Raw genomic sequence first — 13,102 nt, forward strand, 5'->3', positions numbered from 1 at the left:
GCGGGAGAGGCCCTGTCGGGTGGTCGGGTGATCAGGTGGCCGAGGGGTTCGGGGGAGCCGACGGGTAGCCGTACTGCGGTGCGGCGGGGGTGCGGCCGTACGAGGGGCGCAGCTCGGTGGGGGCCGACGGGTCCGCTGCCGACGGTGCGGCGGGCTGCTCGTCGGCGGGCTGCTCGTGGAGGGGCTGCTCGTGGAGGGGCTGCGCGCCGGCGGGGGTCGGGGCGGTGGGGGTCGTCGGGCTCGCGGGGGTCGTCGGGCTCGCGGGGGTCGTCGGGCTCGCGGGGGTCGTCGGGCTCGCGGGCGTCGGGTCGGCCGTCTCGCTCGTCGTCGCTGCCGTCGCCGAGGGGCGGGCCCGGGCCGGAAGCGGCTCGGGGGAGGGCAGGGCCGGCTCCAGGGCGGTGCGCCCGGAGGAGTCGCTCAGCTTGATCAGCAGCGCGACCATCAGCCAGTTCGCCAGCAGCGACGAACCGCCGGCCGCCAGGAACGGCAGCGCCTTGCCGGTCAGCGGGACCAGCCCGCTCACCCCGCCCACGACCACGAAGACCTGCAGCGCCAGGGCCGATGCCAGCCCGGTGGCGAGCAGCTTGCCGAACGGGTCGGTCAGGCCGATCGCGGTGCGCAGGCCGCGCTGGATCAGCAGCACGTAGACCAGCAGTACGGCCGTCACTCCGGCCAGGCCCAGCTCCTCGCCGATCGTGGTGAAGATGAAGTCGCTGCGCCCGGCGAAGCCGATCAGCCAGGGCCGGCCCGAGCCCAGGCCGGTCCCGGTCATGCCCCCGGTGCCGAGGCTGAACAGCGCCTCGGCGGGCTGCTCGGAGATCGCCTTGTCGTGCACCGGCTTGTAGTAGTCGAGCGGGTGCAGCCAGGCCTCGACGCGCCCGTGCACGTGCGGCTCCACGGTGCCGACCACGGCCGCGCCGCCGACCGCCATCAGCAGGCCGAGCACCACCCAGCTGGTGCGCTCGGTCGCCACGTACAGCATCACGATGAAGACGCCGAAGAAGATCAGCGAGGTGCCCAGGTCGCGCTCGAAGATCAGCACCAGCAGGCTGACCACCCAGATCGCCAGGACCGGCCCGGCGTGCCGGCCGCGCGGCAGGGTCATCCCCCAGACCTTCCGGCCGGCCAGCGCGAGCGCGTCCCGGGAGGCCATCAGGTAGCCCGCGAAGAAGATCGTGATCGCGACCTTCACGAACTCGTCCGGCTCGAAGGAGAGCCCGCCCAGCTTGATCCAGCGCTTGGCGCCGAAGCTGTCGCCCGGGGAGGCCACCGGTGCGGCCAGCAGGATCAGCGCGCCCGCCATCAGCAGGTAGACGTAGCGCTGGAAGAAGCGGTGGTGCTTGACGAAGACGATCAGCGCGATCGCCGCCGTCACCGAGATGAACACCCACATCAGCTGGGAGGGCGCGGCCGGGAGCTTCTGGTAGTCGCCCTTGGCGGCGTGCGCGGCCTTGTAGCTGATGTCCAGCCGGTCCAGCAGCATCAGTCCGAAGCCGGTCAGGAACACGCCCAGCGGCAGGATCAGCGGGTCCGCGTACGGCGCGAACCGGCGCACCGCCAGGTGCGCGGCCCCGGCCAGGGCGCCCAGGGCCAGGCCGTGCACCAGCAGCCCGGGCGGCATCTTGCCGGTCAGCGCCAGGTCGGCGTCGATGTGTCCGGCCAGACAGACGGCCACCGCGAGCGCCAGCAGGCCCAGCTCGATGTTGCGGTGGCGCGTGGCCAGCCGGCGGCCCTCGCCGCGTGCAGTGCTTCGCACCTCTTGTCGTCCCCTTGTCACCCACGTGGCGGGTATCGCCGTCGGGCATCCTGCCAGACGTTCGTGGCCTCACCGCGGTTGCGAACGCGGGGGCTCCGAGACCGGAACTTTGCCTGGGCAAAGCTTTGTTGGGGCTGGGTAAAGCTTTGTTCAGGTCCGGGTATAGAGGCGGGCCCCGGCTGCGGCGGGCCGGCGACGCGGCGACATCATGGCTCGGCGAGAGAGCCGGGCGACGGCCGGCGACGGCCGGCGGAAGTCGGCGGGCGTCGGCGAGGACGAGCGAGGTGCGGGCGAGGTGCGGGCGAGGTGAGCGGACGGATGAACGGCGCGGTGGACGGCGCGGTCTCCGCGCTCGCGTACAGCGGGCCGCCGCCGTGGCGCTGGTCCGACCTGGCCACCTCCTGGACGGCCGAACCGCTGGTGCTCACCCTCTCCGTCCTGCTCGCCGCCTGGTACCTCACCGCGGTGCGCACCGTCCACCGCTGCGGCGGCGAACGCTGGCAGCCCACCCGCACCACCGCCTTCCTCGGCGGGCTGCTGCTGTGGATCTGGTGCACCTGCTCCGGCCTCGGCGTGTACGAGCGGATCCTCTTCACCGACCGCGCCGTACAGGTCGTGCTGCTGCTCATGGTCGTCCCGCTGCTGCTCGCGCTCGGCGCGCCCGTCTCGCTGCTGGCCGCCGCCGCGCCGCCCGCCCGGCGGGAGCGGATCCTGCGGGCGCTGCGCAGCCGCCCGTCCAAGGTGCTGATGTTCCCGGCCGTCTCGACCGCGCTGCTGATGGCGCCGCCGTGGCTGCTCTACTTCACGCCCTGGTACGAGGAGTCGGTGTCCAGCGCGTTCGGGAACGTGCTGCTGCACCTGGTGCTGGTGCTGCTCGGCCTCGCCTACTTCTGGCCGCGGCTGCAGCTCGACCCGGTCGGGCACGAGTACCCGCACCTCGTCGGGCTGTTCATCACCTTCGCCGAAGTGATCTTCGACGCGGGGCTCGGGATCGTGCTGATCTACGGTGGTCACCTGGTCGCCGAGCACTACTACGTGGCGCTCGGACGGCCGTGGGGCCCGAGCCCGGCGCAGGACCAGACCTGGGGCGGCAACGCCTTCTGGGTGCTGGGGGACCTGGTCGGACTGCCGTTCCTGGCCGCGCTGGTGCGGCGGATGGTGGTGCAGGGGCGGGAGGAGACCGAGGCCGTGGACGCCGAGCTGGACGCCCGCTTCGAGGCGGCGGCCGCGGAGGCGCGGGCCGAGGGGCGCGCCGAGGAGGAGGAGACGGGGATGCGGCCGTGGTGGCTGGACGACCCGAACCTCAAGCACCGCTACGGGGGGTAGGCGGGCCGCAGGACGGCCGTGGACCGGCTGTGGGGTGCGTTTCCGCAGGTCAAAAATGGGTTGGCGGCGCCGAGTTGCTCCGCTAGCGTGTGACACGTCCGGTTCGGGGGCCATTGGGCCGCCCGAGGAGTAGAGAGCAGGAGGTGAACCCCGTGGTCGTTGTCGCCCCGATAGCTGCCCAGGGCAGCACTCGCGTTCACCTCCCTTTCCCGGCCGCCGGCTGAGCCCTTCGCGCCAGCCGTAGCCCGCCGGGACGCACTCCTCCCGAAGGGCCACTGCGTTGTCCAACGCTGCCTCCGTTCCGTTCTTCTCCTCTTCCCTTTCTTCTGATGACTCCGCTGCCGGCTCCACGCTGGCCGGGTACGGCTGGACGGCCGAGCTCGCGGAGCTGTTCGCCCCGTACGGCGAGGCCGGGCTGCTCCCGGCCCGGATCGTCCGGGTCGACCGCGGCCAGTGCGACGCCGTGATCGCCGACCCGGAGACGGGCGAGCCGCGCACCGTGCGGTTCGACACCCGGCCGGTGGGCGACGCCGACATGATCAACTGCCCGTGCACGGGCGACTGGGCGGCCGTGGACCTCCACGCCCAGCCGATGGCCGCCGTCACCGCGTTGCTGCCGCGCTCCACCGCGATCATCCGCAAGGTGGCCGGCAAGCGCTCCGACGGCCAGGTGTTGGCCGCCAACGTCGACACCGTGCTGATCGCCGCCTCCCTGGCGGCCGACCCCGACCTCGGTCGGATCGAGCGCTTCCTCGCCCTGGCCTGGGAGTCCGGCGCCGAGCCCCTGGTCGTCCTCACCAAGGCCGACCTGGTGGACGACGCCGACTTCATCCGGGCCGACGTCGAGGCCGTCGCCCCCGGCGTCACGGTGCTCACCGTGAGCGCCGAGACCGGTGAGGGCATCGACGTACTGCGCGCCTGCACCCCCGGCACCACCGCGGTGATCGGCCAGTCCGGCGTCGGCAAGTCCACGCTCACCAACGCGCTGGCCGGTGCCGAGGTGATGACCGTCCAGGAGGCCCGTGCGGTCGACCAGAAGGGCCGCCACACCACGACCACCCGCGAGCTGATCCCGCTGCCCGGCGGGGGCGTGCTGATCGACACCCCCGGTCTGCGTGAGGTCGGCCTCTACGGTGGCGAGGGGGTGGACCTCGCCTTCGCCGACATAGCCGATCTGGCCGAGGAGTGCCGCTTCCACGACTGCGGCCACCACACCGAGCCCGGCTGCGCGGTGCAGGCGGCGCTGGCCGACGGCACCCTGCCGCAGCGGCGCATGGACAGCTACCTCAAGCTCCAGCGCGAGAACGACTGGATCGCCTCGCGCACGGACGCCCGGGTGGCCAAGGCCCGGCTGCAGAAGTGGAAGGCGATCACCAAGTCGATGCGTGCCGCGGGAGGTCCGGTGAAGCGCTGACCACCCCATCGGCGGGGGCCGGCCGCCACCGAGCGGCCGCCGGCCGGCCCCCGCCGGGCACACCGGGCACACGGGGTACGCCGGGCTCAGCGGAGGTCGGCCATCAGACGGAAGCGCTGCAGGACCAGCGGAGTGGAGTCGTCCACGGTGAAATCCGGATCATCGAGGGCGGCGAGCAACTCCGGGCTGCGCCAGAACCGTTCGTGCGTCGCACGCCACTCGGCCACGCTGTCGTCCCCCTCGCCCTCGTCCAGGGCGTGCTGCAGGTCGACCTCGGCGAGCGGGACCACCCGGACGTCCGTGGTCTCGATCACCGCGACCCGGCGGCCGTCCGAGTCGAGGACGGCGGCCCGCTCGCCGGCCCGGGGCAGGGACTCGCCCTCGTGCTCGTAGTCGGCGACCAGTCCGGTGGTGCTGGTCTTGGCCCCGCTGAGGATGGCCGCGACCAGCTGATCGCGCAGCGGGCCGGGGAAGGCGAACTCCGCCGGGGGCAGCGCGACGACCTGCGGGTCGTCCGGGCCGGTGTAGGAGTGGTCGGCGGGCCGCTCGCCGGGTTGCTCGGTCATGGGGCGAGCGTAGCCGCGGGCAGGCCGGTCGGCCGGGGAATTTCCCGCCGGACGGCGGGTGCCGGTGCCGGTACAACGGCGATGTCCGATTCCCGCCAGTCCCCCCGCACCCGATCCCGCAGACTGGACAGCGTGATCGACGACGACATCCGGTACCGAGCCGTGGACAGCCGCGACGCCCGTTTCGACGGCGTCTTCTTCACGGCCGTCACCTCCACCGGCATCTACTGCCGGCCGAGCTGCCCGGCCGTGACCCCCAAGCGCGTCAACTGCGTCTTCTACCCGAGCGCTGCGGCCGCCCAGGGCGCGGGCTTCCGCGCCTGCCGCCGCTGCCGCCCCGACTCCGTGCCGGGCTCGCCCGAGTGGAACCACCGCGCCGACCTGGTCGGCCGCGCGATGCGCCTGATCGGCGACGGCGTGGTGGACCGGGAGGGCGTCGCGGGCCTGGCCGGCCGCCTCGGCTACAGCGCCCGCCAGCTGCAGCGCCAGCTCACCGCCGAGCTCGGCGCCGGCCCGATCGCGCTGGCCCGCGCCCGCCGCGCCCAGACCGCCCGGCTGCTCCTGCAGACCACCGAGCTGTCCGTCACCGACGTCGCGTTCGCGGCCGGCTTCGCCTCGGTCCGCCAGTTCAACGACACCGTGCGCGAGGTGTACGACCGCACGCCGAGCGGCCTGCGGGCCGAGGTGGCCGCCGGCCGACGCACCGCGACCCCGGCCGGCGGCCTCACCCTGCGCCTCGCCTACCGCGGCCCGCTGGACAGCGACCACCTGATCGACTTCCTCGCACTGCGTGCCGTCCCCGGTGTGGAGGAGGTCGTTCCCGGCGCCCGCCCGGGCGTCCGCACCTACCGGCGCACCCTCGCGCTCCCGTACGGCCACGGCATCGCCGAGGTCGACGGCCTGGCGCCGGCCGAGCCGCGCACCCGCGGCTGGCTGGACTGCCGCCTCTTCCTCGCCGACCTGCGCGACCTGCCGACCGCCGTCCAGCGCCTGCGCATCCTCTTCGACCTGGACGCCGACCCGCTCGCCGTCGACGAACAGCTCGGCGCCGACCCGGTGCTCGGCCAGCTGGTCCGTGAGCGCCCGGGCCTGCGCTCGCCCGGCCACGTGGACCCGCACGAACTCGCGGTCCGCGCCGTCCTCGGCCAGCAGGTCACCGTCGGGGCCGCCCGTACCCTGGCGGGTCGGCTGGCCGAGAAGTACGGCGCCGCGCTGCCCGAGCCCAGCGGCGGCCTGCGGCTGCTCTTCCCGACCGCGGCGGCGCTCGTCACCGCCGACCCGGAGGACTTCGCGATGCCCGCCGCCCGCCGCCGGGCGCTCACCGGCCTGTGCGCGGCGCTGGCGGAGGGCACGGTCCGCCTCGACAGCGGGGCCGACCGGGAGGAGGCCGCGGCCCGGCTGCTGGAACTGCCCGGCATCGGTCCCTGGACGGTCGGCTACCTGCGGATGCGGGCCCTCGCCGACCCGGACGTCTTCCTGCCGAGCGACGTCGGCGTCAAGCACGGCCTGGTCCGGCTCGGCGCCCCCGGCGACCCGAAGTCCGCCGCCCGCGCGGCCGAGGCCTGGGCGCCGTGGCGCTCCTACGCCGTCCACCGGCTGTGGGCCGGGCCCGTGATCATCAGTACCGGAACGGAGAACGCACGAGCATGAGCACCACCGCCAACACCGAGACCGTCAGCGCCACGACGGCCGACGCCACGGCCGCCGGCACCACCACCGTCTACACGACCATGGAGAGCCCCTTCGGCCGGCTGCTGCTCAGCGGCGTCCTGCCGGCGGGCGGCGGGCCGGCCGCGCTGGCCACCGTCACCGCGCCCGGCCAGAAGTACGCGCTGGCCGAGCCCGCCGACGACTGGGTCCTCGACCCGGAGGCGCTCGCCGAGCCGGTCGCCCAGCTGACCGCCTACTTCGCCGGTGAGCGCACCGAGTTCGACCTTCCGCTGGCGCCGGTGGGCACCGAGTTCCGCCGTCGGATCTGGGCCGCACTGGACGAGATCCCGTACGGCACGACCGTCACCTACAGCGAACTCGCCGAGCTGGCCGGGCAGGAGCCGCGCATGGTCCGGGCGGTCGGCGGCGCGGTGGGCGCCAACCCGCTGCTGATCGTGCGCCCCTGCCACCGGGTGCTCGGCGCCAACGGTTCGCTCACCGGCTTCGCGGCGGGCGTGGACCGCAAGCGCTGGCTGCTGGAGCTGGAGAACCGGACGACCCTGTTCTGATCCGCCTGCTCTCCGGCTCCCGCCGGGGGTTCCCCGGGTTCATTCCGAACCGTGCAGGTCCACCCGCCAGTTGTGGCTGCGCATGAACCGCCCGGGCGGGAACTCGAAGTCCGTCTCGCCGAGCAGGGTGAACCCGGCCTTCGCGCAGACCGCGTTGGAGGCGGGGTTGTCCACCGAGGGGAAGGCGTGCAGGTACCGGTGCGCGGCCTCGCGGCGGGCGGCCGCGACCGCGGCGCGGGTGGCGGCGACGGCGATGCCCCGGCCCTGGAAACCGGGAAGCACGTTCCACCCCATCTCGTGGACGCTCTCGCCCTCCCAGGTCCGGGTGCCGTAGCCGACCGTCCCGACTGCCTCGCCCCCGACCGGCTCGCCCGTAGCCGTCCCGCCCGTAGCCACCCTGCCCGTAGCCGCCCCGCCGGAAGCAGGACCGCCGGAAGCAGGACCGTGCTCCGGCAGCAGCACGATCCGGTACATGCAGCCGAGCCCGGACGGGACGAAGTCCAGGTAGCGCCGGTGCCGGACGAGCAGCTGCTCCTCGGTTTCCGGGCCGCCGACGTGCTTCTTCATCTCCGAAGTGTTGACCCGGCGCAGCAGCGTGAGGTCGCCGTCCGTCCAGGGTTCGATCCGTACCTGTGCCGAGAGGCCCGCCCGTAGTGTGGTCACAGCGGGGACGGTAGTGCTGGGCCGGTGCCGTTGACCAGCGGTTTTCAGCCCTGGTCGGCGCCGGCTCCCGGCGGGGCGAGGGCGCGGGCGAGCCGGTCGAGCGCGGGCAGTGCCTGGACGACGGCCTCGCGGTCGGCGGGGTCGAGGGTGTCGAAGGCAGTGGCGATGCGGCGTTCGTGGGCGCGCTGCCAGTCGTCCAGCTGGCGCCGGCCGGCCGGGGTGAGGGCGATCCGGGCGGTGCGGCGGTCGCCGGGGTCGGCCTGGCGGTCCACGAAGCCGGCGTCGAGCAGCTTGCCGACCAGCCCACTGACGGTGTTGGGGGCGAGCCGCTGCCGGGCGGCGAGCTCGCCGACGCGCAGCGGGGCGGAGGCGAGGGTCTGGAGGAGTTCGACCTGCGCCATCGGCAGGGACTCCCACGGGTAGTCGGTACGGATGCTGCTGCGCAGTGCGCGGCGCAGCCGGGTGACGGTGTCGGTCAGCCGCCGGGCGTGCTCGACCGCCGGATCGGGGCTTTCGGTGGCGGAGTCGGGAACGTGTGGTGACGACGGCATGGCGGACAGCGTATCGCCTGGTACGGGCCGTTCCGGGGGCGCGGTCCGCCCCCCGGGCGGGGTGCGGACGCCCTGCGAGACGCTACGTATCGCAGAACGATCAACTCGTAGAAAGAACATATCTGCATCCGATATATTTGTCCCATGAACGCCACTGCCCTTGCCGTACGGCTGCTCACCGAGCGGCCCCGGCCGCGTGGCATCGCCGGCTGGCGACACGCCCACTGGCTGGCCGTCGGCACGGTGTGTCTCGGTGCCTTCCTCGGCCAGCTCGACGCCAGCGTCATCGCCCTGGTCTTCCCCGCCATCGGCCGCCACTTCGACGTGGGCTTCGCCGCCGTCGAGTGGGTCGCCCTCGCCTACCTGCTCGTCCTGGTCGCCCTGCTCGCCCCGATCGGCTGGCTGTCCGACCTGGTCGGCCGCAAGACGATGTACATCGGCGGCTTCGCCGTCTTCGGCCTCTCCTCGCTCGGCGCGGGATTCGCGGGCAGCCTCTGGATCCTGGTCGGGTGCCGCGCCGTCCAGGCCGTCGGCGCCGCGATGATGCAGGCCAACAGCGTCGCCCTGGTCGCCCGCGGCGTCCCCGGGCACGCGATGCGGCGTGCGCTCGGCATCCAGGCCTCCGCGCAGGGCCTCGGACTGGCGCTCGGGCCGAGCCTCGGCGGACTGCTGGTCGAACGCGCCTCGTGGCAGTGGGTGTTCTGGGTGAACGTGCCGATCGCCGTGCTCGGCATCCTGGCCGGCTGGTACCTGCTGCCCCGCACCCGGACCGACGGCCCGGCCCCCGTACCCGGGCCCCGGACGGGCGGTGCGGCGCGGCGCAGACGGGGCGACGCCCGCTTCGACCTGCCCGGCATGTTGCTGCTCACCGGCGCGACCACGGCACTCCTGCTCGCCCTGTCCACCGCCTCCGGCCTGCCCCTGCCCGGCTGGGCGGTCGCCGCCCTGCTGATCGTCGCCGCCGTGCTCACCGCCGCACTGGTTCACCAGGAACGGCGGGCCGCCCGGCCGATCCTGGCGCCGGGACTGGTCAACACCCCGGGAGTGCGGTCCGGCCTGGTGGTGGCGCTGATCGGCTACCTGCTCCTGTTCTGCCCGCTCGTGCTGGGCCCCGTACTGCTCGCCGACGCAGGGGTGTCGACGGCCCGCGCCGGCCTGGTGGTCACCCTGCTGCCCGCCGCCTTCGCCCTCGCCGCGACGGTCGGCGGCGGGCTGCTGCCCCGCGACTGGTCGGACGTCACCCGGTGCCGCCTCGGCGCGGCCGTCGCGGCCACCGGCCTGCTGCTGTTCGCGTTGCTGCCGGCCTCGGCGGTGGCCGCGGGCCCGCTGCTGGTCGCCGGCTACGGGCTGGGCCTGCTGCTGCCTGCCAACAACGCGCTGGTGATGCGGGCGATACCGGCGGAGTGCTCGGCGGTCGGCGGCGGCATGGTGAACATGGCGCGCAGCCTCGGTACGGCCCTCGGGATGGCGCTGTCCGTCCTCGGTGTCCACCTGGCGGGCGCGGCGTCCGGTGGACGGACGGTGCTGTTCGTCCTCGCCGTGGTCGCGGCGGCAGCCGCCCTCCTCACCCGGCCGGCCCGCGCCGTTCGTACGGTCCGTACGGCTCGTCGTTAGGCGGTCGGCGCGGTGGGCGCGTTGAGGGTGTCCTGGGCCCGGTTCAGGCCGAGCCGGACCAGGGTCTCCAGGGCATCCGCGCAGCGGTCCAACTCACCCGGCAGTGCGGCGAGTTCGTCGTCCGAGAACTTCTTCAGCACGAAGTCGCCGATGCTCTGCCCCTTGGGCGGGCGTCCGATGCCGAAGCGCAGCCGGATGAAGTCGCGGGTGCCGAGCACCTCGCCGACCGAGCGCACGCCGTTGTGGCCGCCGGGGCCGCCGCCGCGCTTGAGCCGGGCGGAGCCGAACGCGAAGTCCAGGTCGTCCTGCACGACCACCAGCCGCTCGACCGGCACGCCGTGGCGGCGCAGCAGCGCGGCCACCGGGCGGCCGGACAGGTTGATGAACCACAGCGGCTTCGCCAGCAGCACCCGGTGGCCGTCGACCTCGAACTCCGCGAGCCGGGTGGCGATTCCGCTGCGCCGGAAGCGGACGCCGTGCCGCTCGGCCAGCCGGTCCGCGGCGAGGAAGCCCGCGTTGTGCCGGGTCAGCCGGAACCACGGGCCGGGGTTGCCCAGTCCGGCGATCAGCCAGGGGGCGTCAGGGGTCATGCGCGGTACTCCGTAAGGGGGCGGGAACGGCGGACGGCCGGGGCACGGCGCGGACGGTACGGGACCGTCGGCCGCGCCCCGGCCGTCCGGGGAACGCGAAAGGGTGCGCCGGAGCGGGCTGAGCCGGCAGCAGGCGGTGAGCCGGTACGGGCTGCGCCGGTACGGGCTGCGCCGGCTCAGGAGGCGGGCACGCCGGGGGCGGCGCCGCGCTCCTTGAGCATGTCGGTCATCAGCTCCAGCTCCGAGGTCTGGGCGACCACCATCGACTGGGCGAGCCGCTTCTCGGCGTCGTTCCTGGCCAGGTCCACGTAGCCCTGGGCCATCTCGACGCCGCCCTTGTGGTGCTCGATCATCAGCTGCAGGTAGTACACCTCGGCGTCCCGCCCGCTGAGCGAACGCAGCTTCGCGATCTGGGCGTTGGTGGCCATGCCGGGCATCAGCGAACCGTCGTGCGCCTGGTAGTCGTGGCCCATCTGCATCCAGGCCATCGGCTTGGCGACCGAGTGCTGCGGCAGCCCCCACTGGTCCAGCCAGCCCATCATCATGCCGCGCTGGTTGGCCTGGGTGTTGATGATGTCGAAGGCCAGGGTGCGGGTCGGCTCGTCGGAGGTGCGGTCCCGGACGGCGAACGACAGGTCCACCGCCTGCTGGTGGTGGGTCGCCATGTCGCGGGCGAAACCGGCCTCGGGCGAGTCGTCCGCCGGAACGGACAGCGAGGAGGAGCCGGAGGCCGAGGTCCCGCTCGCCACCAGGGCCGGCACCCCGAGCGCCAGCGCCACGGCGGCGGCCAGCGCGGCCGGCCACCACAGGCGGCGGCGCGCGGACCTGGCCGGGCCCTCGGCGGTGGCGGCCTCGGTGACGGCCGCCGCAGCGGTCGCGACGGCGTCCTCGGCAGCGGACCCGGCGGACCCGGAGGTACCGGCGGATCCGGAGTCGCCCGGGCGGCCCGCGTCGGCGGTCACATCTGCCCCATGGTGCAGGAGGCGCCCGGCTCCTGGGTCTGCTTGCCCTGGACGTACTTGGTGAAGAACTGGTTCACCCGGGGGTCGCTGGCGCTGTCCACGACCAGCTGGGTGCTCCAGGCGTTCAGGGTGATGGTGCCCTGCTCGTCCGGGTACGGGCTCATCAGCGAGTACGGGGTGGTCTTGACCTTGTCGGACAGGGTCTTGATGTCCTCCGGCGTGGCCTTGCCGTTGTACGTCACCCAGACCGCGCCGTGCTCCAGCGAGTGGACGGCGCGCTCGTTCTCGACCGGCTGGTCGTAGACGTGGCCCATGCAGTCCAGCCAGACCGCGTTGTGGTCGCCGCCGACCGGCGGGGTCATCGGGTAGTTGACCTTCTCCTTGACGTGGGTGCGGCCCAGGTCGCCGAAGGTCTTCACGCCCGGGATGTCCGCGTTGGCGGCGGCTTCCTTGTCCTTCTTCTTCTGGTTCTGGTCCATGACGACCCAGGTGCCGGTGGCGATCGCGGCGATCACCAGCACGCCGGCCGCCACCGAGGCGACGACCTTGTTGCGGCGGTCGCGGCGCTGCTCTGCGGCGCGCAGCTCGGCGATCCGAGCGCGACGGTCGAGGCCGGCCTGCTTGCCGCCGGACTTGTTGGACTGCTTGGAGGCGGAACCCATGGTGGTGTCCTTGTCTCCGCCGCGCACCGGTCGGTGGCGGCGGTCAGCTGGAAGGAGGGGAGGGGCGGATCCGTCGGCGGCGGGGCCGGCGGTGGGTTCCGCTCAGGACCGGTGGACCTGGAGCTCGTGCAGATCGGGTGCCGGGTGCGAACCGTCCAGCAGACCGGCGGGCACCACCCGGGGCAGCGCCTCGGGCGCGGCCGGGGTGCGGGGTGACACGGCGGGCTGCGGCTGCGGCGGCGGGTTCGGCAGCTGGGCGTCCTGCGAGCAGTACGGGTGGCTGGAGCAGCCGTTGTTGCGCGGGGGCTGGCCGTCGGCGGTACAGAGGATCCAGTGGCCCTGGCCCTGGTCCTCCGCGAGCTTCGCGGCCTTGGCGGGCCTGGTGGCCGGCGCGGCGGGGTCGGCGTGGGGCGCCTGTCCGGTGGCGACCTGCACGCTGACCACACTGACGACGGTCACGGCACTGGCCGGGGCCGCGGCCGGCACCGGACCGGCGGACCCGTCCACCGCCTTCGCCTGACCGGCGCAGGGCAGCACCGCCAGCAGCGCGCCGAGCAGCAGGACCAACAGCGCACCCACCGGGCGGCCCGCCGGTGCGGCCCTCCCCGGTCGGGGCAAGCTGGGGGCCGACGCGGTCATGCGGACATTTAATCAGCCGAACGAGTGAAGCGATGCCCCCCATCGGCCCTCATTTTCAGGGGCCCGTACGCCCGGATGACCAGGAAACACCTTGCTCCGGGCACATCCGGCAAGCACGGACGGAACGGAAACGAACGATG

At 73.9% G+C, this 13,102-nt stretch carries 13 protein-coding genes; 5 read left to right on the forward strand and 8 right to left on the reverse strand.

Features of this window, described 5'->3' with window-relative positions; translation table 11 throughout:
- Positions 1-31: 31 nt before the first annotated feature.
- A complete protein-coding gene (locus tag BX285_RS14945; RefSeq protein ID WP_310794210.1) occupies positions 32-1,756 on the reverse strand; it encodes an FtsW/RodA/SpoVE family cell cycle protein in 1,725 nt (574 codons plus the stop codon).
- Between the two features lie 306 nt (positions 1,757-2,062).
- Here BX285_RS14945 and BX285_RS14950 point away from each other — a divergent pair, with 306 nt between their 5' ends.
- Positions 2,063-3,082 (forward strand): cytochrome c oxidase assembly protein, encoded by a 1,020-nt coding sequence (locus BX285_RS14950; RefSeq protein WP_147465164.1) that lies wholly within the window; start codon positions 2,063-2,065, stop codon positions 3,080-3,082.
- Between the two features lie 280 nt (positions 3,083-3,362).
- Complete coding sequence (rsgA, locus tag BX285_RS14955; protein ID WP_121175387.1) at positions 3,363-4,496, forward strand: ribosome small subunit-dependent GTPase A; 1,134 nt, start codon at positions 3,363-3,365, stop codon at positions 4,494-4,496.
- Positions 4,497-4,582: 86 nt separating this feature from the next.
- Here the strand turns inward: rsgA and BX285_RS14960 are convergent, their stop codons facing one another.
- Complete coding sequence (locus BX285_RS14960) at positions 4,583-5,062, reverse strand: ASCH domain-containing protein (RefSeq protein WP_121175388.1); 480 nt, start codon at positions 5,060-5,062, stop codon at positions 4,583-4,585.
- Between the two features lie 81 nt (positions 5,063-5,143).
- Between BX285_RS14960 and BX285_RS14965 the strand changes: the two genes are divergently transcribed.
- Together BX285_RS14965 and BX285_RS14970 are read left to right on the forward strand one after the other, a co-directional pair.
- On the forward strand, positions 5,144-6,712 hold the full coding sequence (locus BX285_RS14965) for a DNA-3-methyladenine glycosylase 2 family protein (protein ID WP_121175389.1): 1,569 nt from the start codon (positions 5,144-5,146) through the stop codon (positions 6,710-6,712).
- Positions 6,709-7,281 (forward strand): methylated-DNA--[protein]-cysteine S-methyltransferase, encoded by a 573-nt coding sequence (locus tag BX285_RS14970; protein WP_121175390.1) that lies wholly within the window; start codon positions 6,709-6,711, stop codon positions 7,279-7,281. Before BX285_RS14965 ends, BX285_RS14970 begins: the two co-directional genes overlap by 4 nt.
- A gap of 39 nt (positions 7,282-7,320) precedes the next feature.
- Here BX285_RS14970 and BX285_RS14975 read toward each other — a convergent pair whose 3' ends face one another.
- Both BX285_RS14975 and BX285_RS14980 read right to left on the reverse strand, forming a co-directional pair.
- Positions 7,321-7,944: a GNAT family N-acetyltransferase gene (locus tag BX285_RS14975; RefSeq protein WP_121175391.1), complete on the reverse strand. Its 624-nt coding sequence runs from the start codon at positions 7,942-7,944 to the stop codon at positions 7,321-7,323.
- A gap of 44 nt (positions 7,945-7,988) precedes the next feature.
- Entirely contained in the window at positions 7,989-8,495 is a 507-nt protein-coding gene (locus BX285_RS14980) for a MarR family winged helix-turn-helix transcriptional regulator (protein ID WP_121175392.1), read from the reverse strand.
- Positions 8,496-8,639: 144 nt separating this feature from the next.
- Between BX285_RS14980 and BX285_RS14985 the strand changes: the two genes are divergently transcribed.
- Positions 8,640-10,109: an MFS transporter gene (locus tag BX285_RS14985; protein WP_121175393.1), complete on the forward strand. Its 1,470-nt coding sequence runs from the start codon at positions 8,640-8,642 to the stop codon at positions 10,107-10,109.
- Here the strand turns inward: BX285_RS14985 and pth are convergent.
- From pth to BX285_RS15005, 4 genes are all read right to left on the reverse strand, one after another.
- The gene (gene pth, locus BX285_RS14990) at positions 10,106-10,699 is read right to left on the reverse strand and encodes an aminoacyl-tRNA hydrolase (protein WP_121175394.1); all 594 of its coding nucleotides are present in this window, start codon (positions 10,697-10,699) and stop codon (positions 10,106-10,108) included. The two genes, BX285_RS14985 and pth, sit on opposite strands and share 4 nt — an antisense overlap.
- Positions 10,700-10,875: 176 nt before the next feature.
- Positions 10,876-11,508 carry a DUF305 domain-containing protein gene (locus tag BX285_RS14995; protein WP_097240322.1) on the reverse strand — a complete coding sequence of 211 codons (633 nt, stop codon included), beginning with the start codon at positions 11,506-11,508 and terminating at the stop codon, positions 10,876-10,878.
- Between the two features lie 149 nt (positions 11,509-11,657).
- A complete protein-coding gene (locus BX285_RS15000) occupies positions 11,658-12,323 on the reverse strand; it encodes a DUF3105 domain-containing protein (RefSeq protein WP_097238438.1) in 666 nt (221 codons plus the stop codon).
- A 102-nt stretch (positions 12,324-12,425) separates the two neighbouring features.
- Positions 12,426-12,962 (reverse strand): hypothetical protein, encoded by a 537-nt coding sequence (locus BX285_RS15005; RefSeq protein ID WP_147465165.1) that lies wholly within the window; start codon positions 12,960-12,962, stop codon positions 12,426-12,428.
- Positions 12,963-13,102 lie beyond the last annotated feature (140 nt).

The organism is Streptomyces sp. 1114.5 (assembly GCF_003635085.1).
Lineage (GTDB): Bacteria > Actinomycetota > Actinomycetes > Streptomycetales > Streptomycetaceae > Kitasatospora.

Excerpts from the sequence above, each read along its gene's own strand:
- BX285_RS14960 (WP_121175388.1), bottom strand. The coding sequence starts at position 5,062 with ATGACCGAGCAACCCGGCGAGCGGCCCGCCGACCACTCCTACACCGGC.
- BX285_RS14965 (WP_121175389.1), top strand. The coding sequence starts at position 5,144 with ATGTCCGATTCCCGCCAGTCCCCCCGCACCCGATCCCGCAGACTGGAC.
- BX285_RS14970 (WP_121175390.1), top strand. The coding sequence starts at position 6,709 with ATGAGCACCACCGCCAACACCGAGACCGTCAGCGCCACGACGGCCGAC.
- BX285_RS14980 (WP_121175392.1), bottom strand. The coding sequence starts at position 8,495 with ATGCCGTCGTCACCACACGTTCCCGACTCCGCCACCGAAAGCCCCGAT.
- BX285_RS14985 (WP_121175393.1), top strand. The coding sequence starts at position 8,640 with ATGAACGCCACTGCCCTTGCCGTACGGCTGCTCACCGAGCGGCCCCGG.
- pth (WP_121175394.1), bottom strand. The coding sequence starts at position 10,699 with ATGACCCCTGACGCCCCCTGGCTGATCGCCGGACTGGGCAACCCCGGC.
- BX285_RS15000 (WP_097238438.1), bottom strand. The coding sequence starts at position 12,323 with ATGGGTTCCGCCTCCAAGCAGTCCAACAAGTCCGGCGGCAAGCAGGCC.
- BX285_RS15005 (WP_147465165.1), bottom strand. The coding sequence starts at position 12,962 with ATGACCGCGTCGGCCCCCAGCTTGCCCCGACCGGGGAGGGCCGCACCG.